Source organism: Pirellulales bacterium, from assembly GCA_035939775.1.
GTDB lineage: Bacteria > Planctomycetota > Planctomycetia > Pirellulales > DATAWG01 > DASZFO01.
Genome location: DASZFO010000312.1, coordinates 16,559 through 36,126, shown reverse-complemented (window position 1 = coordinate 36,126; position 19,568 = coordinate 16,559). Strand labels below are relative to the sequence as shown.

Below are 19,568 nucleotides of genomic sequence, written 5' to 3'. Positions count from 1 at the left end.
CCGCCTATCGACATTGCGAACATTCCATTCCCTTGACGAGCGCGGCGCGGCATTTGCTAAACGAGTTTCGACTCCTGCCATCGCTACCGAGTCATCGATCCTCGGATTCATGAATCACGACTTATCGCACGCATTGGGCTTCGCTAGCGGCGCGGCGCTTGCCGATTTTGCCGAGCGGAAGAAGCGGCTTCGGCAATACATCAATTTGCAATTGATCGCGAGCGGATTGCCGGCGGCGGCTCTCGGCGACGTGTCGGAAATCTCTGCCGACGCGGAGAAGCTGCTGGCCAGCTATTGCGAGCGGCTGAAACTGGTCGAGGATGCGCGCTGCCCTGCCGACCGTCGGATCGAAGCGTTTCTGCGAGAGCACTTTGCGGACGTGGCCCCAGCCGGCGGACTCAGATTGCCGGAGCGAGCGCTGATGCTCGATCGGCATGGTGTCGCTCGCGAACTCTCGTTGCCGATCGACAGCGACACGTTCGGCAATGATCTGGTGCAATCTTATCGCGTCAAGAATGGGGTGTTGCACAATCCGCACAACGACCGCCGGACGACCGTGGGAACATTTCATGTCGTCGAAGGGGGACTTCCGATTCCGGCGGATAAGAAGGCGGTCCCCAAATGTGTCTTTGCCCTGTTGTTCCAGCACGCTTTTCATCCGCCGGACGATTTGCTCATCCTGCCGTTCACCGCGAACCAGCGCCAGCCGGCACGCACTTTCGTCTCCTTGCTGCTGCGGCCGATCGTTTGTCCGGTCGTTCCGGGAGTGGTGTCCGAAAAGCGAATGGAGATTCGTTTTTTCGCGCCGGGCGGCCTCGTCAGCAACCTCGATTTCGTCGAGTCGATTTTCGGCAACGCGGGGGATGCTTTTCTGCCGGAGAACGACGCGGGATTGGACGTCGAGCATTGGACGGGCCACACCGGCGCCGTCATCCTCGCGCCCCATTTGACGGCCGCGACAAAACGGGAACTCGGTTTGCCGCACGTTTCCGAAGCCACCGACCGGCAAAAGCGGGATGGCATGTGCTGGGAAGATGAGGCCGAGCGTTACAACGACGGGGTGCCGTTCAAGTTGACCTGCCGCACGGACGCGGGAGTGATCGTCACGCTCATCGCCGACAACTATTTCGGCTATTGCAAGAAGGAAGTGAAGACCCAAATCAGCTACGCGGCCAACCTCTATGGCAACGTCGAGGAAGAACATGCCGGCGGGGCGGTGGCCTTTCCCAGCTACAATTTGGGGGACGAATTCGAAGCGGACAGCCTCCGCTACAACGGCCGGACATTTGCCGATGTCGCCCGCGACTACGCCTCGTTCATCCGCGTCCGCGCCGAAGGATATGGGATCGACCGCAACCATCCGGACCTGATCTACATTCCGGAAGAAGCGCGGGCCAGCCTGCACGAGCAGCAGGTGACTTGGACGAAAGACGGCCGTCAGCATTCCATCCCGCTACTGCCCGGCAAAGTCTATATGACGCCGTCGGGCTATAAACTGCGCATGGAAAAACATCCCGAAACGCCGACCTGGCGACTGATCGGGACCGTCGGCGAGGGGACCTTCTGCCACAAGCCCTGCACGGTCAGCGGCGGCGGCAAAAGCGAGATCAGCAAGTCGTTGGTCGACTATATGTTGTACGGCCCGATTTTCGTCGCCAACCTGGAGCACGACCTGGAAGTGGTCGAAGAGATATTCGATAAGGACTATTCCACCCGCCATCATCCGGACCTGCCGCAGCGCCCCGCATACGCCGCACGGCCTAGCCGCAAAGTTCTCGATCCCAATCGCACCTTGGGGAGCGTCATCAAGCTGCTGACTCCCTCGCCGGATTACAACGAGGAATACAACGCCTGGTTGCACTCGATCCCCAGCTACATCTATGCCCTGGTGTTCATCATCAAACGGTTTCAGAAGCCCGAATGGAGCGACGATTGGCGCCGCCATTTCAGCGTCGACATCGTCAACGGCTCGCCGGGAAACGAGTTGAAATATCGCGACCGCAAGCTGGCGGGCACGTATCTCCGCGTGGGGCTCGACGCCTCGCTCGCCTGGCGCACTTTCAAGCTGCGGCAAGACTTCGCCGCCGCCGAGAAGATTCAAACCGAAGATGACATCTCGGCCTCGGTGGTGGTGCCGGCGCACGCATTGGCCCATCTCAATCCGCTCTATCAAGCCGTGAGTTACAAGTTTGTCGCGAATTGCGAATATCGGCTGTTTCAGCGGCCGGACGAGGCCGTCCATCGCGGATTGGATCGACAAACCGAAGCCGATCTGGCCCGGCCGGATAACTTCATCTCCAATTTCGAACCGATCTCCTGCGAACAGGTCGACGAAATGGCCCAATACGTCGTCGATTTGGAGAAGTTCACCGAGCCGATGAAACGGCTGCTGCGATCGGTGATTGACGATGGCAGCGGCTATGTGGCCTGCTCTTCAGCGCCGCGGTTGGTCGATGGAAAGCCGTCGCAGAATCCCCGCTATCTGCAAGACCGGCCCGACATGGTGAGGCCGATCAACCGTTACGTGGCCGAAATGGGGACTCGGCTGTTCCGAGCGATTCCGGCCGACAAGGCGGTCTTGCAGCCGGTCAACGCGGTTCTTCTCGGACGACGCAACAATCCGCCGGACCGAACCCGCGGCATCCGCAGCCTGGCCGTCTATAATCCGATCCACTACCAGGAGCTGCCCGAACTCTTCATGGATTTCATCTGCTCGCTGACCGGCAAGAGCCCCTCGACCACCGCCGCCGGCAGCGAAGGCGCATTGACCAAAGGCCCCTTCAACGCGCTCTTGCCGATCATCGATCTCAACAACGCCTTGGTCAGTATGATCCTTACGGGGCTGGCCGGGTTCTCGACGGCCGCCGGGCATATCGGCTCGCAGGTGCGCGTCGATCACGATCTGAGCCTGCTTGTCCCGGAAATCTGGTGCCGCCTGACTCCTTCCGAACGCGATCCAGCGCAACTGATTCGCGAGGGATTGCTCGAACCCCTCTCGGATTTCGACCACGGCGGGGAACGAGTGCTAGTCAGCCGGTTGGGATACCGGATCACGCAGCGCTTCGTGCACTTGTATTTCGGCCGCGTGTTCGACAATCCGGCGAAGGTGTTCGACGATGCGATCTTGCGGCCCGAAACGCAAGACCTCGACGCCTTTGCCGACGGAGTGAAGTACATCACGGAAGCCCACGAGCGCGTCGCCAAGCGATACTTCGACGACGGCTCGTTTGAAATGGCCTGTCCGCCTCTTCAGGCCTTGCTGAAAATCATGGCCGCCGGCGACGGCTCGGCGGGCGACATTCACGACGCGTCGTTACGGCGGATGTTCACCCGCGACTATCTGCTCCAGAGCGCCTGGTATCGCGAACGTCTGAAGACCAAGCAAGATCGCGACATCGCTCTGTGGAAACGGCACATCGACTATCTGGACCAATTCATCGCACAACATGGTTCTAGCCGGGTCTCCGGTTCGCTCGACTTGGCGCAGCGGCGGCAGCGGGCCGACGCCGAGCTGTCGCGAGTTCGCTCGTCTCGCTATTTGGACGAATTGCTTGGCGCGCTAGGCGCCGATCCCATGCAACTCTCGCCCGACGATGTGCCTCTAGCGACGCCAACTCGCCAATCGATCGCCACCGCCCGTCCGGCCATGTCCTCGCTCGACGCCGAACGAGTAACTGCCGGCCGCATTTAACTCAAGCGCGCTTTTTCGGGTGCGGGACGCGGGAACGTCCTTTGCGGCCCTTGGAGTCCTTGCCGTCGCCGCGCTGGCTGCGCCAATCGACTTCGCCGACCGTCTTTCCGATCGAATCACGAAGCTTGCTGATCTGATCGCGAATCGCCGCGGCGCGCTCGAAGTCGAGGTTCTCCGAAGCTTCATACATCTCGGCCTCTAGCTCGGAAAGATATTCTTCGGTGATGTACTGGGCGTCATCGGTCCGGCCGACGGCGGCATTGGCTCGGGCATGGGCCGCCGCTTCCGCTTCGATGCCGGCTCGAATGCTCTTGCGGATGGAGGTCGGCGTGATGCCATGCTTCTGATTGTATTCCTCTTGCAACGCGCGGCGGCGGCCCGTTTCCTCGATCGCCCGCTGCATGGATACGGTCACCGTGTCGGCATAAAGGACGACCTTGGCATTGATGTGCCGTGCTGCTCGGCCGATCGTTTGCATCAGCGAGGTCTCGCTCCTCAGAAAGCCCTCCTTGTCGGCATCGAGAATCGCCACCAGCGACACCTCGGGCAGGTCGAGACCCTCGCGCAAGAGATTCACTCCCACCAGCGCATCGAATCGCCCGGAACGCAAATCGCGGAGCAATTCGACGCGCTCGAAGGCATCCAAATCGCTGTGCAGCCACTTACACCGAATCCGCTGCTCGCCGAGGTAGAACGACAAATCTTCGGCCAGCCGCTTCGTCAGCGTGGTGACGAGCACCCGCTCGCCGGCTGCCGCCCGCTCTTTGATCTGCTCGAGCAAATGCGGGACCTGCCCGCGCGCCGGGCGAACTTCGATGACCGGATCGAGCAGCCCGGTCGGGCGGATCACCTGTTCGACGAATTCCCCGCCGGTCCGCTCCAGTTCATAAGGGCCCGGCGTGGCCGAGACGAAAACCACCTGGTTGATCTTCTGCTCCCATTCCTCGAACTTGAGCGGTCGATTGTCGAGCGCGCTCGGCAGCCGGAAGCCATGCTCGACGAGCGTCACCTTGCGATTGTGGTCGCCGTTGAACATCCCGCGGACCTGCGGACAGGTGACGTGCGATTCGTCCACGAAAAACAAGAAGTCCTCGGGGAAAAAGCTGTACAGCGTGTCGGGGCACGAACCAGGCGGGCGGCCGCTGAGCGGACGGCTGTAGTTTTCGATCCCTGGGCAATAGCCCACTTCCTGCATCATTTCGATGTCGAACCGCGTGCGGGCGCTGAGCCGTTGGGCTTCGAGCAGCTTGTTCTGATCGCGGAGTTGATTGAGCCGTTCGTCGAGTTCTTGCTTGATCGAGTCGATCGCGGCGGCGACGCGTTCCTCCGGCAGCACGAAGTGTTTGGCCGGATAAATAAACAGTTGCTCTTGCTTCTCGATCGTCTCGCCGCTCGTAGGGTTGATGATCGAAAGCTGCTCGACCTCGTCTCCCCAGAACTCGATCCGCAGCGCGTATTCCTCGTAAGAGGGCCAGAGTTCGACGCAATCGCCGCGCACCCGGAATTTGCCGCGCTGAAAATCGATATCGTTCCGTTCATATTGCACATCGACCAGCTTGCGGAGCATTTCGTCGCGGTCAATCTGCTGCCCGCGGCGCAGCCCGACCATCATCGCCCGGTAGTCCTCGGGCGATCCCAAGCCGTAGATGCAGGAGACGCTGGCCACGATGATCACATCGCGGCGGCTGACCAGCGCGCTCGTGGCCGCCAGCCGCAGGCGATCGATCTCTTGATTGATCGAGGCGTCTTTTTCGATATAGATGTCGCGCTGCGGGATGTACGCTTCGGGCTGATAATAGTCGTAATAACTGACGAAATAGTGAACGGCATTGTGCGGGAAGAATTCCTTGAACTCGCTATAGAGCTGGGCGGCGAGCGTTTTGTTGTGCGACAGCACCAACGTCGGCCGCTGGAATTGCTGGATCACGTTGGCCATCGTGAACGTCTTGCCCGAGCCGGTCACGCCCATCAAGACCTGCGCGCGGCGGCCCTCGCGAATCCCGGCCGCTAGGGCCGCGATCGCCTCGGGCTGGTCCCCGGCGGGCTGGAACGGACTGACGAGTTGGAATTCCATCATTCAAGCATAGTGAATGGGGCAAGCCCCTGACTACCGGGCGCGAAATCGCGACTCACCGCCGCTCATCGGCAATCGAGCGATCGGCCGCTGGCGGAGTTGGTCCGAGTGGACGCAGGAAGGGCCGAATTGCCTCAAATTTCTTGGGGCCAATCCCCTTGATGCGGTGCAAATCGCTCACATCCTTGAACGGCCCGTGTGCTTCGCGCCAGGCGACGATCTGCCGCGCGAGCGTTTCGCCGATTTCCGGCAACTGGGCCAACTCGGGCCAGTCCGCGGAATTCACGTCCACTCGAAACATCGGATCGCGCGGCGCGGCTTTATCGAGGTCGATCACCCGATGTGAGAGTACCGCCTGATTGAGCCAGTACCCACTGATGGTAACGAGGGCGATTAGCGTCAAGACGGCGATTCCCAGTTGATCCGCCCGCCGCAATAATGTGCGTGGTGGACGATCCGGATTCGATTCGCTCGTGGGCGTCTGGGACATGTTTTCGGCAGTCTGGGGTATCAGCACCAGATAGTATACCAAACCGGCAAACGAACAATGGCTAGAGATTTCCAACAAGTCGAATGGGACGCCGCGGCGGAGGCGGAGTGCCGGCGGCTCGTCCAATGGGCCGTTCAAGAAGACCTCGAACGGCAACATGATTGGACCACCGTGGCGCTCGTGCCTTCGGAGTCGATGGGTCGGGCGGCGATGGTCGCCCGGCAGACGGGCGTCGTGGCCGGCCTGCCCGCCGCGCGATTGGCGCTGGCGGAAACCGACTCGCGGGTTGATTTGGCCAACGACCGCGCCGATGGAACCGCGGTTTCTGCCGGCGCCCGGCTGGCCCTGCTCGCCGGTCCCGCTCGAAATCTATTGACCTGCGAACGGCTGGTGCTAAACATTGTCGGTCGTCTCTCCGGCATCGCTTCACTTACGCGACGTTACGTCGATGCGGTTGCCGGAACGAAAGCAAGGATCTATGACACGCGAAAGACGATGCCCGGCTGGCGACGGTTGGAAAAGTACGCAGTTCGCTGCGGAGGTGGCCGCAATCATCGGCTCGGTTTGTTCGAGGCGGTGCTCATCAAAGACAACCACCTGATGTTCGGCGCGGAAGCCCGAGGCGGGGAGCGCTTCACGCCCGCTGAGGCGGTGCGCCGCGCGAAGCAGTTTCTCGCCACCGCATTTCCCGATCGACCCGAGCCGATGATTGTGGAAGTCGAAGTGGATACGCTCGATCAACTAACCGAGTTGCTTTCCGAGGAACCAGATATCGTGCTGCTCGATAATATGTCGCTCGACGATCTTCGCGCCGCCGTTCGCTTGCGCGATGCAGCCGCGCCGCGCGTCGAGCTGGAAGCCTCTGGAGGAATTCAGTTGGAAACGGTCGGCCAGATCGCACGCACAGGCGTCGATCGGATCAGCGTCGGCGCGCTGACACATTCGGCCGCGTGGTTCGACGTCGGACTCGATTGGCTCTAAGCCAAGTACGAAGTACCAAGTACGAAAGAAATCTCCAACTGGCGCTTCGTTCTAGTTCTCAGGCTCTGCCTGGGAACTCACCGACTGCGAGGCTCTGCCTCGCGATTCCACGCTTCGTGACGATTGCACGGCGTTTGACAGTCGCGCTGAGTGACGTAGGTTTTCGAGTCGCCCGAAGCCCTCGGAAGCAGCGCGCCGATGACGCCTCACGTTCCTTCTGCCCCAGTCCTGGCCTCTGGCCCCTGGCCACTGGCCTCTAGCGGCCGCCGGGACGGCTTTACGTTCGTCGAGTCGATGGTCGCGGTCTCGATCACCGCGATGGCCGGCGCCGCGATCCTGCTCGGCGTCAGCGCGTCGCTGCAATCGACGACCAGCGCGCTGGAGCAGACCGTCGCCTTGGGTCTGGCGCAGCAGTTGATGGACGAGATGGCGGGCAAGCGATACGCCAAGGTTGCCACAAATCCGTACGATTCGCCGCTCGCGCCGACAACGGGCGAATCGGCCGGGCCGGGACGAAGCGAGTTTACGAATTTAGCGGCCTATAACGGCCTCTCCTCAATGCCGGCCCTTGACCCGTGGGGGATTCAACTTGGCACCGACGACGGCGCGGGAGGCCAGCGGGATCCGAGCTTGCAAGCTGCCGCGTATTTCGCCAATTGGCAACAGAGCGTCGAGGTCTACTACGTCGATTCGGCGAATCTATCGAACCGGTTAACCGCCGGCCAAACGAGCAATTATCGGGCGGTGGAGGTCCATATTTCGATCCAAGATCAATCGGGCGCCTTGCGGCCGGTTTTGACGTTGCGCCGGGTATTTGCGTATGTCCCAAATTCCTAAACGCGCCGGTTTGACGCTCATCGAGCTGACATTCGCCACGATCATCATGGCGATCGTCATGGGAGCGCTAGCCGCGGCGGCGCATTCCGTGCAACTGGCCAACGAATACGGCCAAGGTTATGGCACGGCAACGGAGCATGCTCGAACCAGTTTCGACCGCATCGATCGAGCTGTGAACGAGGCCTATGGCACGCTCATTTACCCCGGCGTATGGGTCGTCCCGGATACGGATGGAAGCTCGACATTTCCCGACACGGTCGTCATTTGGCATCCGAACGGCGCCCCGGCCAATCCGGCCGGCCCGCCGCTTGTGCAGGAGTTGACCGTCTTCTGCCCCGATTCGGCGGCGTTGAATAACTTCGTTCAAATGACGGCCCCCGGCGACACCCGTCAGTTACCGGCGACCGATCCCGTGGCCCTCAAGAGTTTGATCGACGGTCTGAAGACGAGCACGGCGACCAATAAAGTCGTGCTCACCGATCTTGTCCGCGTCGCGCTCATGCCGAGCGGCAGCGTTGGGCAGCGGGCGGCGGCGCGATTCGTCGTCACATTGACTCCGTCGGCCGCTGATTGGTCGAGATACACGGCGGGCACGGTCACGTGGAATAATCTCCCCTGGCCGGTCGGCATCTATGGTTCCAGCAAGGGGATGCGGCAAGTTTGGCTCCGCGGCGAAATTCAATTGATGCCGGGCGCGAGCTGGGTGATCGGCAATTCGGCCGGCGAAACGGCGATTCCGTTTCTCGGCTCGGCCGTTTTCTGTTACGGGATACCATGATGAGCATTGGCCAAACATCGGGCTCGACAAGCGCTTCGCTCGGTGCCACTGCTGGCTTGTCCAGCAGTGTCGGAGGCATGCCGAGATCAGAGCTTCACTGCTGGCAAGCCAGCAGTGGCACCCCCTTGCGCGGGCGGCGCGAACGAGATCGCCGTGGGATGGCGATCGTCGTCGTGATGGCCGTGATTGCGATTGCGTTGGCCACTGCTTATTCGCTGCTGCGTTCGCAGGCCACCGTGATTCAGATTCAGGCTAACACCAATCAGCGCACTCAAGCCCGCCAGGCAGCCGTTACGGGATTGCTAGTCGCGATGCAAAAGATGAGCGTGACCGGCTGGAGTGGGGTCAATACTACGATGGCCGGCCCGTTGAGCAATCAGGACAGCTACTCGGTGAACTTCACGGCCGGCGATCCGACGCTCGCGGCCAATGATCCCAATCAACCCTACCGCGTGACGCTCGTCTCGACCGGTTACTCGGCCAATGCGCTGCAATCCGGCCAGCAGGCGAGCTATCGCGTGCGCGCCGTGATGCACCTCGTCGCCAAACAGCTCGGCCCGCAGCCGGCCAACTGGAATACGATGTTGCAATACGTGGTCTATCAAAATGGGAGCGGGAAGCTCATCGTGAATCCGCCCTGCCAAATGCAAGGACCGCTTCTGGCGCAGGGGGGCGTGCAGCTCGGCCAGGATTACCTCTGGAGCGCCTCGGCGGAGCAGCGCTATTTGGGCGATCTCAACGCCATGCGGTTGGCGCAACTGCCGGACAATCGGCCGCTGGTCGGCAACATCTCCTTGCCCACGAGCGCCACCGACGCTGCAACGCTGGCTCTGCTGACGTCTCAATTGGGAGTGACGACGACCGACATTCAAATTGCTTCGAGTGCTCCAATTCCGCTGCCGAACCAATTGACCACATATCAGATTTATCCGGGGGGGCCGGTTTACAACGTCGGACAAGTCTCTTCGACGATTTCCGGCGCGAATTTCGCCCCCGATCCGGTGACCAATCCGCTCGGAATCTTCTTCAGCGGTTCCGACGTGACGATCGGCAACAACGTTACGATCAGCGGCACGCTGATCAGCGGCGGCGCCGTGAACATTGGCGGCGCCGGCATCAACTTCGTTCCGTTCAATTTGCCGGCGCTGGCCGGAAGTTCGGCGCCCGTCCGGCTGCCGGCGATTGTCGCCAATGGCAATTTTCATTGCGCGTCGGGCGTCGGCGCCAGCATTGCGGGAATCATCATCGCCGGGGGCGCGGCAACAATCGATTCAGGCTCTCAGTCGAATGGCGTCGCGCTGAGCGGCCATCTGATTGCCGGCGGCGATATCGCGATCCACGGCCGAAGTGAATGGCAACTGAGCGCGAGTATGTGGAACACCCTATATACGGCGTTCCAAGCTCAGCTATTGCTACCGACCCGCGTCCTCTACTTCCCAACGTATCTGTCGGCGTTCGGCCTGAATTCAAATCCGCTCTTGACCGTAAAGCCAGACCCGACTTTACTGCTCAACCAATGGCAGGACCTTTCGGGGCCGGTCTACGTCCCAGCCAGCGGGGACGGCGGCCTGCGCTGGGAATTGCTCTCGTGGACCGACAATATCTGACACGATTTCGGGAGTCGTAACCATGAAAACCGTCACAAGAGTCCGGTTCGGAATCCTCGTCGCGATCAACGTCCTGGGACTTTGTATGCTAGGTTTCTATCGGCCCACCACCGCCGCGCCTCCCGAGGATTCGCAGCCGTTCGCCAATTCGGTCGAACAGCGGGCCGAGATGATCGCCCAACTCAAAGAGATCGTCGCCGAATTGAAGGACCAGAACGCGCTATTGCGTTCGGGCAACCTCAAGGTGCTGATCTCGCTGGACAAGAAGCAATAGACGCCATGCCGCACCGACCACGATCTTCCACCGGTTTCACACTCGTCGAAGTCCTGATCGTGGTGGTGCTGATGAGCATCTTGGCGCTGGCCTTGATGCCCAATGCCACACCCAGCGTGCACGACCAATTGACTTCGGCCGCGCAAATCGTGGCCGCCGATCTGGCGTACGGCCGCAGTCTGGCGATGGTGAACAACGACCGCTATCAATTCCAGTTCGATCCGCAAAACAATCGGTACACGCTATCGTACAGCGGCAACAACGCATCGCTGACGACGCTGCCTCCTTCGCCATTTCAATCGTCGCAGGATTCGGCCAGCCAATACGTGGTCCGGCTGGCGAATCTGCCGCACATCGGAATACCGGTCGCACTTTACGACGTGCAGACGCTCGCGCCTCAGCCGGTCGAAACCACGTCGGTCGAATTCGGGCCGGTCGGGGCGACAACCCAAACGCAGCCGGCCGTGATCTGGTTGGCGGCTGCCGAAGGAAACGCGGAGCGGTATATCTCCATCTCTGTCAATCCGGTCACGGGTATCGCGAGTATCGGCAGTTTTCAAGGCGCCGCGCCGCCGATCGCGTCGGCGCCCACGTCGACTGGAAGTGCCGCGACGACTAGCACGAACAGCGTTTCGAGCACGGGCGTCAACTCGAGTCTCGGATCGGCGCTGGTCGGCGGCTCTTCGCCCAGCGACATCGGTTCGTCGCTCGGCGGCAACTCGACTAGCACGATTACCGCGCAAACCAACATCGGCGAAGCCTTGTCCGGAACGGTCAAGGCACTCGTCAGTGGCACTTCGAGCAACGATGATGGCAGCCAAAGTGCCGGGAACAAAGTGGCCGCTCAAACCAGCACCAGTGCCGATTTGTTGGGAGCCGCCATTGCGCCGGTCGATGGAACTTCGAGCAACGGCATCGCCAACGGAAGCTCGGGAAGTACGGCATCGGCTGAAGATGGCCTCGAAATCGGCTTGACGGTCTCCGCCGATGCGAAGGTCGATGGGAATTCAACGAGCGGCGGTTCAAATGGGAACTCAAGCGGCGGGCTAACCGCTCAAATCTCCGCCGACGTGGGATTGTCAGGAAACTCGACGTCGAGTACCAGCGGAACATCAAACGGAAGCGGCGGCAGCGCTAACGGCGCCGCGGCCAACGCGCAAGCCAATCAAATCACGGCCGGCGTGGGCCTGTCCGCAACGGTCAATTCGCAAACGAGCGGGACTTCGAGCACCGGCAGCATCAGCACCAGCTCCGGAACCACGCCGACCACCACCCAAGCCACTGCCACCAACACCGCCTCGACTGGAACCGCCACCGTGCCGGTCAGCGAGACTTCGAGCACTGGCAGCATCAGCACCGGCTCCGGAACGACGGCAATCGCCACCGCGCCGGTCAGTGGGACTTCGAGCAGTGGCAACACCACCACAACCTCCGGGACCGCGCTGACCGCTCAAGTCAGTGCCAGCGCCGACTTGACCGGAACGGCTGCCGCGACAGTCAGCGGGACTTTGAGTACCGGCAGCACTAGCACGAACTCGGGAACCACGGCGACCACTCAAACCGCAGTCAACAGCACCTCGACTGGAACCGCCACCGCGCCGGTTAGCGGGACCTCGAGCGCTGGCACGACGAGCATAAGCTCGGGAACCACGGCGACCACTCAACCCACTGCCAACAGCACCTCGACTGAAACCGCAACCGCGCCGGTTAGTGGGACTTCGAGCACTGGTAGCCCCAGTACAACCTCCGGAACGACCGGGCCCACTAAGACCACTGTCAACAGCACCTCGACTGAAACCGCAACCGCGCCGGTTAGTGGGACTTCGAGCACTGGTAGCTCCGGTACAACCTCCGGAACGACCGCGACCACTCAGGCCACCGTCAACAGCACCTCGACTGGCACCGCCACTGCGCCGGTAGGCGGCACTTCGAGCACCAGCACCAGTACCGGAAGCACGAACTCAAAATCCGGCAGCAATGGACTCGGCAAGGTCATAACCAGTGTCTTGCACTCCATCGGATTGTGAGAGTTCGTCATGAATCCGCCCGCGACGGCACTTGTTATGCAATTCTCTCCGAACACGCGGAACCACGGATTCGTTGGCATGATCCGCCGCCTGAAATCACGCCGCCCTGGGCCGATCGGTCTCGATATCGGCAGCCATTGCGTGAAGTTGATCCAGTTCAGTACGGATCGGAGCCGCGTGGTGGATGCCGTGCGCTGGGATTTGCCGGCGGCTGAAGAGGTGACGCCGGCGGTCCGCTGGCGGCAGGTCGTCGCGGCGATTCGACAGGCTCGCGAAGGGAGACATTTTCGCGGCCGTGACGTGGTCATCGGTCTCGGGGCGCCGGAATTGTTCGTGCAAAACGTGCGGGTGGCGAAAGTGCCCGCCGATGAAATGGAAAAGATCGTCCGCCACGAGGCGGCTGGGCGCGTGCCGTTTGCCATCGACGATGCGGAGGTGCGTTTTATCGAGGCCGCCGACGTTCGCCAGGGAGAGGTGAGCAAGCGCGAGGTGATCCTGCTCGCCTGTCACCGCGCGAGGCTGGGCGATGCGCTCGCGGCCGTCGAAGAGGCCGGACTGCGCGTGGCAGCCGTCGATGTCGAGCCGGCGGCCTTGCTTCGTTGCTATGCGAAACAATATCGACGCGACGAGGATCAACAGCAACGCGTGCTGTTGGCGCACCTGGGCGCGGCAAACACGGTCGTAGTGATCGCAAAAGGCACCGACGTGCTGTTCATCAAGTATGTCGATGTCGGCGGACGTCATTTGGATGAGGCAGTCTCGCGGCATCTGGACATGCCGCTCTCCGAGGCTGCCGCGCTACGGCGCCACAACGGCGATCGGCGCGTGGATCAGCAAGACCCGGAGATCGCGCGCAGCGTCGCCGAAGCCACTCGCCCCGTCGTCGAACGGCTGTCCAGCGAATTGTCGCTCTGCGCCCGCTACCACAGCGTCACATTCCGAGGACAGCCTCTATCGCGGATCGTGATCAGCGGCGGAGAAGCGACGCCGACTCTGGTGGACCTGATCTCCGCTCGCATGGACTTGAAGTGCGAACTTGGCGATCCGCTGCGAAGCTATGAGATCGCGCTCCAAACCGGCCGCAAAGGCCAATGGGACGTCGCCACCGGGCTGGCGCTGCGCGACATCGCCGAGGACTAAGAGGAGAAAAAGCGCGAGCCATGCCAGACATCGACTTCCTTCCGAATTCCTATCGCGAGCAGACGGTCCATCGCAAGGCGAACGTCTGGCGGCTTCTGATCGGCGGCGGATTCGCCGCGGCGCTCGTTTGCAGCTTCCTTTATCAGCAGGTTCTGTATCGGCAAACGGCCCGGCAACTCGACGAATTGAAACCCGAATATGAGCAAGCCGAGGCGCTTTCACTCAAGATGGCGGCGATGCAGTCGGAATTGAAATCCGCGACCAAACAAGCCGAGCTATTCACTTATCTGCGGCATCCATGGCCCCGGACCCAGCTACTGACTGCCGCCCTTTCTCGCCTGCCCGATTGCGTGACGCTCCGTGAAATCCACATTTTGCGCCGTTCGAATTCCACGAGCGATTCGCCCGCGGCGCGCTTGGGAGGCAAGAAGCAGGACGACGCGGAAGCCAAGAAGCTCGAACCGGCCGAGCGCGATCTGCGGCAGCTCCGCGACGAAACCATCTCGCGCGAAACGATTCTCGTGCTGTCCGGCATCACGAGCGACACCGCGGCGTTGCAGCGCTATCTCGTAACGCTCGGCGAAGCGAAGCTGTTCGCAAAAGTCGAGCTGACTTCGCTGGAAGCGAATCAAGAAGAGCGACAAAGAACTTGGCGATTCTCGGCGCAGCTCGGCGTGCGCCCCGGCTACGGTCAACCCGGCGGTCCGGAACCGGTGTCGAAAAAGGGGATAAGTCCAATTAAGTCGACGGCAACGCTGCCGGCGAATTCGGCGCCCCTTCATTCGCCGACTTAGTTGGACTTATCTCCTTTTTCCGATCTTTTCTCTCTGATCTATGCGAAAGAAATCTCAACCACGATACGGCAGTTGGACGGTGACCATTTCACTCGCCGCTGCCACAGTTCTATATTTGCTGGTTTCGTTCTTTCCGACCGCTCGAGCGATCAAGTCGCTGCGCGACGAGATTCGCAACGATGAAAGCTACATCACGCATGCCACGTCGCTCACAATCGCCCTCGCTCAAAATCAGTCAGAACTCGAACGCACCAGGGAGTATACGACCAGCTCGCGACAGCGCCTGCCGACGCATGGTACGTTCTCGGCGCTTCTCGGTCGAATCACGAAACAGGCCGACGTCGCCGGCGCTGGGACGACGCGGATCGAGCCACAACCCGAAGTGGAACTCGATACATTGCGCGTCGTTCCGGTCGTGTTCGCCGCGAAGGGGAGTTTCGTCGAAATCTGTCGGTTGCTAGCTGGATTGGAAGGATTGCCCGAGCGGATGTGGCTTGACGATGTGCGTTTCGAGGCGTTGCGCGAAACTGGGCAAAAGATGAAATGTGAAATGAGATTGGTGGTTTTTGCTGGTAAATCGGAGAATTCCGATTAGGTAAGACCGGTGTTGGGCCGATATTAGAGGGGCCGGATTGGGCAATGCATTGCCTGCTTCGACCGGAAAGGCGCGATTCCGTGAGTTCCCGCTTTGTATACAAGGTGCGTCGCGAGGTCGCGACGAACCCGAAAAAGGCCATCGTTCTGGCCATAGGGTCGGTCGTCGCGTTGTGGTTTTGGGCGCCGCTGGCGGCAAAATGGTTTGGCAAACCGGAACTGAATCCGAAAACTGCCAAGGCCCCGGCGACGGCCGCAATTAAATCGTCAGCCGCGCCAGCATCGGGCAACCAGCCCGCGGTCACGGCCGGCACGACAGTGTCGATCGGCAATGGCCAAAACCCCACGCGACCATGGCGACAGTTAGTTACCTGGATGGAGCAGGATCCTCGAATGGCCCCGGCCACCGAATTGGGGATTGGACGAGACCCGTTCGCTTCATCGAGGAACGAGTTGATCCGAGCCAACCCGCCGCGGGCCACACCCGGAGATGCCGAATTGAGCCCAGCCGACGCCGGCATCGTGTTGATAAGCACGATCGTCGGACTGGGAAAGAGGATGGCCCTAATCGGAAAAGAGGTCTTCGAGGAAGGAGATCTTATCCCCGCTTTGCATGGCGCTGGGAGCTTTCGACTTGTTGAGATTCGACCTCGCGAGATCGTTTTGGAGCGCAAAGGGAAGCAATACCGACTGGCTCTGCCGGGCGACGAACTGGCCTCGAATGGCGATCGGAAACCGAGCAGAGACGTGCGACTAAACGACGACAAATCGCGACGCGGCGGGAATTAGCAATGAGGAAGGTTGTCACGGAAGACACATGAGTAGATTTCCGCGGTTGCTCCTGTTAGGGATTTTTGCTGCCGCCGGAGTCGGCGCGGCGATCTGCGTCGCGCTTTCAGATCCGGCGCCGGGTGGCGCCCCGAAATCGCACACGGCTGCCGGCGCGACCGGCGAAACCGCCGTGCCGCTTCCAGCCGGAGCGCGCGACGAGGTTTTCGCGGGCGAACCGGCTCCTAACGGCCGCTATCTCGTCGCCCAGCCGGCGCCGCTTGTCGAGGTGCATTCGTTGCAGCCTGCCGATCGGTCCGATCTTCAACCGCCCGAATCGGCGTCGGCCACCAATGCAGACGGTCCATCGCTGGCCATGACGGAAGAACCATCGCCTGCGATCGAGCAACAGGTTCCGGCGCCAGGAAGCCCGGAGGCGCGGCAAAAGGTGCGCGAAGGTCTTGACGAGCTGCGCGATCTGCTCGAGCAGAACAGCAAGGACTCGCCAAACGCCGAGCCCGTCGAAAAACCAGCGGCAAGCGGTCGAAACCAGGATGCACCGGCACTCCAAAACGGCCCGGGGGCGCGACCCCTGTCGCCGGCTGGTCCGTCCGCAAAGGCCAAACCGAGAATCACGAAATCCGGCGAAGGGGACGACCATCTTTCGCTCGATTTTCAGGACGCCGATATCCGCGACGTCCTGGAACTCATCAGTCGCGAAGGCAATCTCAACATCCTGCCGAGCAACACCGTCAAGGGAAAAGTCTCCGCCTCGTTGCACGACGTCGATATTCAAACGGCATTGGCCGCGATCCTCAAATCGACTGGCTACGTCACGCGCCGGCACGGCACCATGATCTACGTCGGCACGGCCAAGGATTTTCAGGACCTCGAACAGTCGCTCGATAAAATCGGCACGCGGGTATACCAAACCAACTACGTCCGCGCGACCGACTTGGAAGCGCTCATCACGCCCCTCTTGACGCGAGACATCGGCACGATCAGCAAGACGCCTCCGGCGGAAACGGGCATCGCGGTCGATAACACGAAGGCCGGCGGCGACACGTTTGCCGGCGGCGAATCGGTGCTCGTGCGCGATTATGAATCGGTGCTGGCGCAAGTAGACCAGGTCGTCGCGGAGGTCGACAAGCGCCCGATGCAAGTCGCCATCGAAGCGATGATTCTGAGCGTCAAGCTGGACGACCAGAACTCCTTCGGCATCAATTTCCAGGCGCTGCGCGACAACGCCCATATCAAGCTCACCAGCGGCAATCCGCCGTCGAGCCTGGCGAACGTCGACGTGAGCAACGGCGGCTTGAACTTCGCCTTTCTGGATTCGAGCCTGAGCCTGTTTCTGCAAGCGCTCGAAACCGTCGGCGACACGAACGTCATCGCCACGCCGCGACTCACCTGCGTCAACAAGCACAAGGCCGAGATTCTGATTGGCTCCCAGTTGGGCTATATCAGCAGCACGGTGACGGAGACGAGCACGGCGCAGAATGTCAATTTCCTGGAAGTCGGCGCGCAGCTCCGCCTCCGCCCGTTCATCTCCTCCGACGGCTTGATCCGGATGGAGGTTCATCCCGAACTCTCCACCGGCCAGGTGAAGATCGAAAGCGGTTTCACGTTGCCGGAAAAGGACGTCACTCAGGTGACGACCAACGTTATGGTCCGCGACGGAGCGACAGTCATCATCGGAGGGCTGATGCGCGAAGACTTGGCGAGCAACGTCACCCAGATTCCGCTATTGGGAAGCCTGCCGGGAGTCGGATTCCTGTTTCGCCAAAAAACCGATCATACGCAGAAGAGCGAGATTCTCGTGCTGATCACGCCGCACATCATCTACGACGCCGAGGCCTGTGCCGAAGGGTCCAAGGGCGCCGCCGACTTCCATCGCCGCCAGGCCATTTATGCCGATCAGATGAGCCCGATCGGCAAACGATACCTCGGGCGGCAACACTACCGACTGGCCCAGCAAGCCTGGGCGGCCGGCGATCAGGCGACTGCACTGCGGTTCATCGATTTGTCGATCCATTACGATCCGCTAAGTCGAGCCGCCATCGAGCTGCGCAGCGACATCCTGACCGGCAATCATTTCGACGAGCACACGGCGGTTAAGTTTCCCGTCCCTGTCGGCGATGCGCGAGCGCTCGACGGCCAAACCACTCCGCCTTGGATTCTGAACGATCTGCAGCATCCCGCTGCCGAGCAACTCATCTCGCCACTGCTGCCGCAGCATCCAATGGATCCGGGTGTTCCCGGCAGCAGCACGAGCATCGAACGGCCGCATTACTTCGAGTCCCCATGAGCCGTCGTCTCTGTTCTCGCATCGCTCATAGCCGCAGCCTGATTCTGTCAGCTTTTCTGACGGCGATCGCCGGTTGCGCGACGGTCGATGCGAGCAAGACCTCGCCGAACGACCCCGCAAACAAGCCGGCCAGTGAAACATCGTCTGCTAAACCGGCTTCGCCAAGCGTGGCCGAGCAGCGCGAGCAGCGCCGAAAGATGGTCGCCGCCGAATTCGACCAACAACGGGATCGAGCCCAATATCAGGCCGGATTGAGCCGCTGGCAACAAGGAGATGCAACCGGCTGCCGCGAGGCGCTCACGTCGCTCCTGGCCCGGAATCCCGACCATCGCGAGGCCCAGTTACTGGCGGCTCAATTAGACCTATTCGACGACAAGCCAAAGCAGGCGCTCGATCGGGCTCGGCATGTCTTAGTCGCGCACGCCAACGACGCGCAAGCCCATTACGAAGCGGCCCTGGCGCTCGACGCATTGGGAGGAATGGCCGACGCCTTGCCCCATTACGAGAAGGCAGCGCAATTAGCCCCTCGGGAAGAAGCCTATCAGGCGAGCTATCAGGCGGCACTCAAGGCCACGCTGCCGCCCCCTGACGGTCACGTTGGAAGCATCAACACTCCCGATCGCCTTGACCGCGCCGTTTCTGACGGGAAGTCGGACTGTGCGGGAGGGGACGGTGAATCCGCCGATTCCGACTCGGCGGTTCGCAACCGGCTGGCCGCATTTTATCAGTCGGCCAATGCTCATCCGGATGACTCGCAGATTCCGCTGGACGCGACGGTCTATGCGTTGCGCGAGGATCGACCGGAAGCGGCCATCGAGATCGCGACCGCCGCGCTTCGAAACTTCCCCGATTCGTCAGCGCTCTACCGCGTGCTGGGAATGGCGCAGTACCGGCATGGAGATTTTACTGCGGCGCGGGTTTCTTTGGGCCGGGCCCTCGTGTTGGACAAGTCCAATGCCCTGGCCTACTTTTTAATGGGCTCGACCCTAGCCCGGCTGGGCGAAGCGGACGCCGCTCGTCGACATTTTGACGAGGCGGCCCGGCTCGACCCGCGCTACGGTAACCGGCCCGATTGACGCGCACCGAGCGCCGATAGAGACTCGCGCCCACAGCTCGTGCTGCGGGGTCGGCCAGGGCAGTCGACTCGGCGGGAGCTTCGCGCTCGTTGGCGAGATGCTGCGTAACCGAATCGATGCCGTGTTTCC

Annotated in this window: 15 protein-coding genes; 13 read left to right on the top strand and 2 right to left on the bottom strand. The window is 61.3% G+C overall.

The window, feature by feature from the left end:
* Positions 1-109: 109 nt before the first annotated feature.
* Entirely contained in the window at positions 110-3,691 is a 3,582-nt protein-coding gene (locus tag VGY55_19605; GenBank protein HEV2972189.1) for a hypothetical protein, read from the top strand.
* Position 3,692: 1 nt separating this feature from the next.
* On the opposite strand, the gene uvrB is transcribed toward VGY55_19605, so the two are convergent.
* Complete coding sequence (gene uvrB / locus VGY55_19600) at positions 3,693-5,765, bottom strand: excinuclease ABC subunit UvrB (GenBank protein HEV2972188.1); 2,073 nt, start codon at positions 5,763-5,765, stop codon at positions 3,693-3,695.
* A gap of 55 nt (positions 5,766-5,820) precedes the next feature.
* Entirely contained in the window at positions 5,821-6,168 is a 348-nt protein-coding gene (locus VGY55_19595) for a helix-hairpin-helix domain-containing protein (protein ID HEV2972187.1), read from the bottom strand.
* 144 nt (positions 6,169-6,312) lie between these two features.
* On the opposite strand from VGY55_19595, the gene nadC reads away from it, so the two are divergent.
* The 12 genes from nadC (at position 6,313) to VGY55_19535 (ending at position 19,439) form a co-directional block, all read left to right on the top strand.
* Positions 6,313-7,236, top strand: coding sequence for a carboxylating nicotinate-nucleotide diphosphorylase (nadC, locus tag VGY55_19590; protein HEV2972186.1), 924 nt, complete (start codon positions 6,313-6,315; stop codon positions 7,234-7,236).
* A gap of 198 nt (positions 7,237-7,434) precedes the next feature.
* Positions 7,435-8,073 carry a type II secretion system protein gene (locus tag VGY55_19585; protein HEV2972185.1) on the top strand — a complete coding sequence of 213 codons (639 nt, stop codon included), beginning with the start codon at positions 7,435-7,437 and terminating at the stop codon, positions 8,071-8,073.
* Positions 8,057-8,851 (top strand): prepilin-type N-terminal cleavage/methylation domain-containing protein, encoded by a 795-nt coding sequence (locus VGY55_19580; protein HEV2972184.1) that lies wholly within the window; start codon positions 8,057-8,059, stop codon positions 8,849-8,851. Before VGY55_19585 ends, VGY55_19580 begins: the two co-directional genes overlap by 17 nt.
* A 158-nt stretch (positions 8,852-9,009) precedes the next feature.
* Entirely contained in the window at positions 9,010-10,458 is a 1,449-nt protein-coding gene (locus VGY55_19575; protein ID HEV2972183.1) for a hypothetical protein, read from the top strand.
* Between the two features lie 22 nt (positions 10,459-10,480).
* A complete protein-coding gene (locus VGY55_19570) occupies positions 10,481-10,732 on the top strand; it encodes a hypothetical protein (GenBank protein HEV2972182.1) in 252 nt (83 codons plus the stop codon).
* 5 nt (positions 10,733-10,737) lie between these two features.
* Entirely contained in the window at positions 10,738-12,759 is a 2,022-nt protein-coding gene (locus VGY55_19565) for a prepilin-type N-terminal cleavage/methylation domain-containing protein (protein HEV2972181.1), read from the top strand.
* Between the two features lie 78 nt (positions 12,760-12,837).
* The gene (gene pilM, locus VGY55_19560) at positions 12,838-13,899 is read left to right on the top strand and encodes a pilus assembly protein PilM (GenBank protein ID HEV2972180.1); all 1,062 of its coding nucleotides are present in this window, start codon (positions 12,838-12,840) and stop codon (positions 13,897-13,899) included.
* A gap of 20 nt (positions 13,900-13,919) precedes the next feature.
* Positions 13,920-14,693, top strand: coding sequence for a PilN domain-containing protein (locus tag VGY55_19555; protein ID HEV2972179.1), 774 nt, complete (start codon positions 13,920-13,922; stop codon positions 14,691-14,693).
* A gap of 40 nt (positions 14,694-14,733) precedes the next feature.
* Complete coding sequence (gene pilO, locus VGY55_19550) at positions 14,734-15,288, top strand: type 4a pilus biogenesis protein PilO (protein ID HEV2972178.1); 555 nt, start codon at positions 14,734-14,736, stop codon at positions 15,286-15,288.
* Positions 15,289-15,368: 80 nt separating this feature from the next.
* On the top strand, positions 15,369-16,076 hold the full coding sequence (locus tag VGY55_19545; GenBank protein HEV2972177.1) for a hypothetical protein: 708 nt from the start codon (positions 15,369-15,371) through the stop codon (positions 16,074-16,076).
* Positions 16,077-16,104: 28 nt separating this feature from the next.
* Complete coding sequence (locus VGY55_19540) at positions 16,105-18,363, top strand: hypothetical protein (protein HEV2972176.1); 2,259 nt, start codon at positions 16,105-16,107, stop codon at positions 18,361-18,363.
* Positions 18,360-19,439 carry a tetratricopeptide repeat protein gene (locus tag VGY55_19535; protein ID HEV2972175.1) on the top strand — a complete coding sequence of 360 codons (1,080 nt, stop codon included), beginning with the start codon at positions 18,360-18,362 and terminating at the stop codon, positions 19,437-19,439. Before VGY55_19540 ends, VGY55_19535 begins: the two co-directional genes overlap by 4 nt.
* Positions 19,440-19,568: the final 129 nt, after the last annotated feature.

Excerpts from the sequence above, each read along its gene's own strand:
- VGY55_19535 (HEV2972175.1), top strand. The coding sequence starts at position 18,360 with ATGAGCCGTCGTCTCTGTTCTCGCATCGCTCATAGCCGCAGCCTGATT.
- VGY55_19540 (HEV2972176.1), top strand. The coding sequence starts at position 16,105 with ATGAGTAGATTTCCGCGGTTGCTCCTGTTAGGGATTTTTGCTGCCGCC.
- VGY55_19605 (HEV2972189.1), top strand. The coding sequence starts at position 110 with ATGAATCACGACTTATCGCACGCATTGGGCTTCGCTAGCGGCGCGGCG.
- nadC (HEV2972186.1), top strand. The coding sequence starts at position 6,313 with ATGGCTAGAGATTTCCAACAAGTCGAATGGGACGCCGCGGCGGAGGCG.
- uvrB (HEV2972188.1), bottom strand. The coding sequence starts at position 5,765 with ATGGAATTCCAACTCGTCAGTCCGTTCCAGCCCGCCGGGGACCAGCCC.
- VGY55_19570 (HEV2972182.1), top strand. The coding sequence starts at position 10,481 with ATGAAAACCGTCACAAGAGTCCGGTTCGGAATCCTCGTCGCGATCAAC.
- pilM (HEV2972180.1), top strand. The coding sequence starts at position 12,838 with ATGATCCGCCGCCTGAAATCACGCCGCCCTGGGCCGATCGGTCTCGAT.
- VGY55_19585 (HEV2972185.1), top strand. The coding sequence starts at position 7,435 with ATGACGCCTCACGTTCCTTCTGCCCCAGTCCTGGCCTCTGGCCCCTGG.
- VGY55_19565 (HEV2972181.1), top strand. The coding sequence starts at position 10,738 with ATGCCGCACCGACCACGATCTTCCACCGGTTTCACACTCGTCGAAGTC.
- VGY55_19580 (HEV2972184.1), top strand. The coding sequence starts at position 8,057 with ATGTCCCAAATTCCTAAACGCGCCGGTTTGACGCTCATCGAGCTGACA.
- VGY55_19555 (HEV2972179.1), top strand. The coding sequence starts at position 13,920 with ATGCCAGACATCGACTTCCTTCCGAATTCCTATCGCGAGCAGACGGTC.
- VGY55_19575 (HEV2972183.1), top strand. The coding sequence starts at position 9,010 with ATGGCGATCGTCGTCGTGATGGCCGTGATTGCGATTGCGTTGGCCACT.
- pilO (HEV2972178.1), top strand. The coding sequence starts at position 14,734 with ATGCGAAAGAAATCTCAACCACGATACGGCAGTTGGACGGTGACCATT.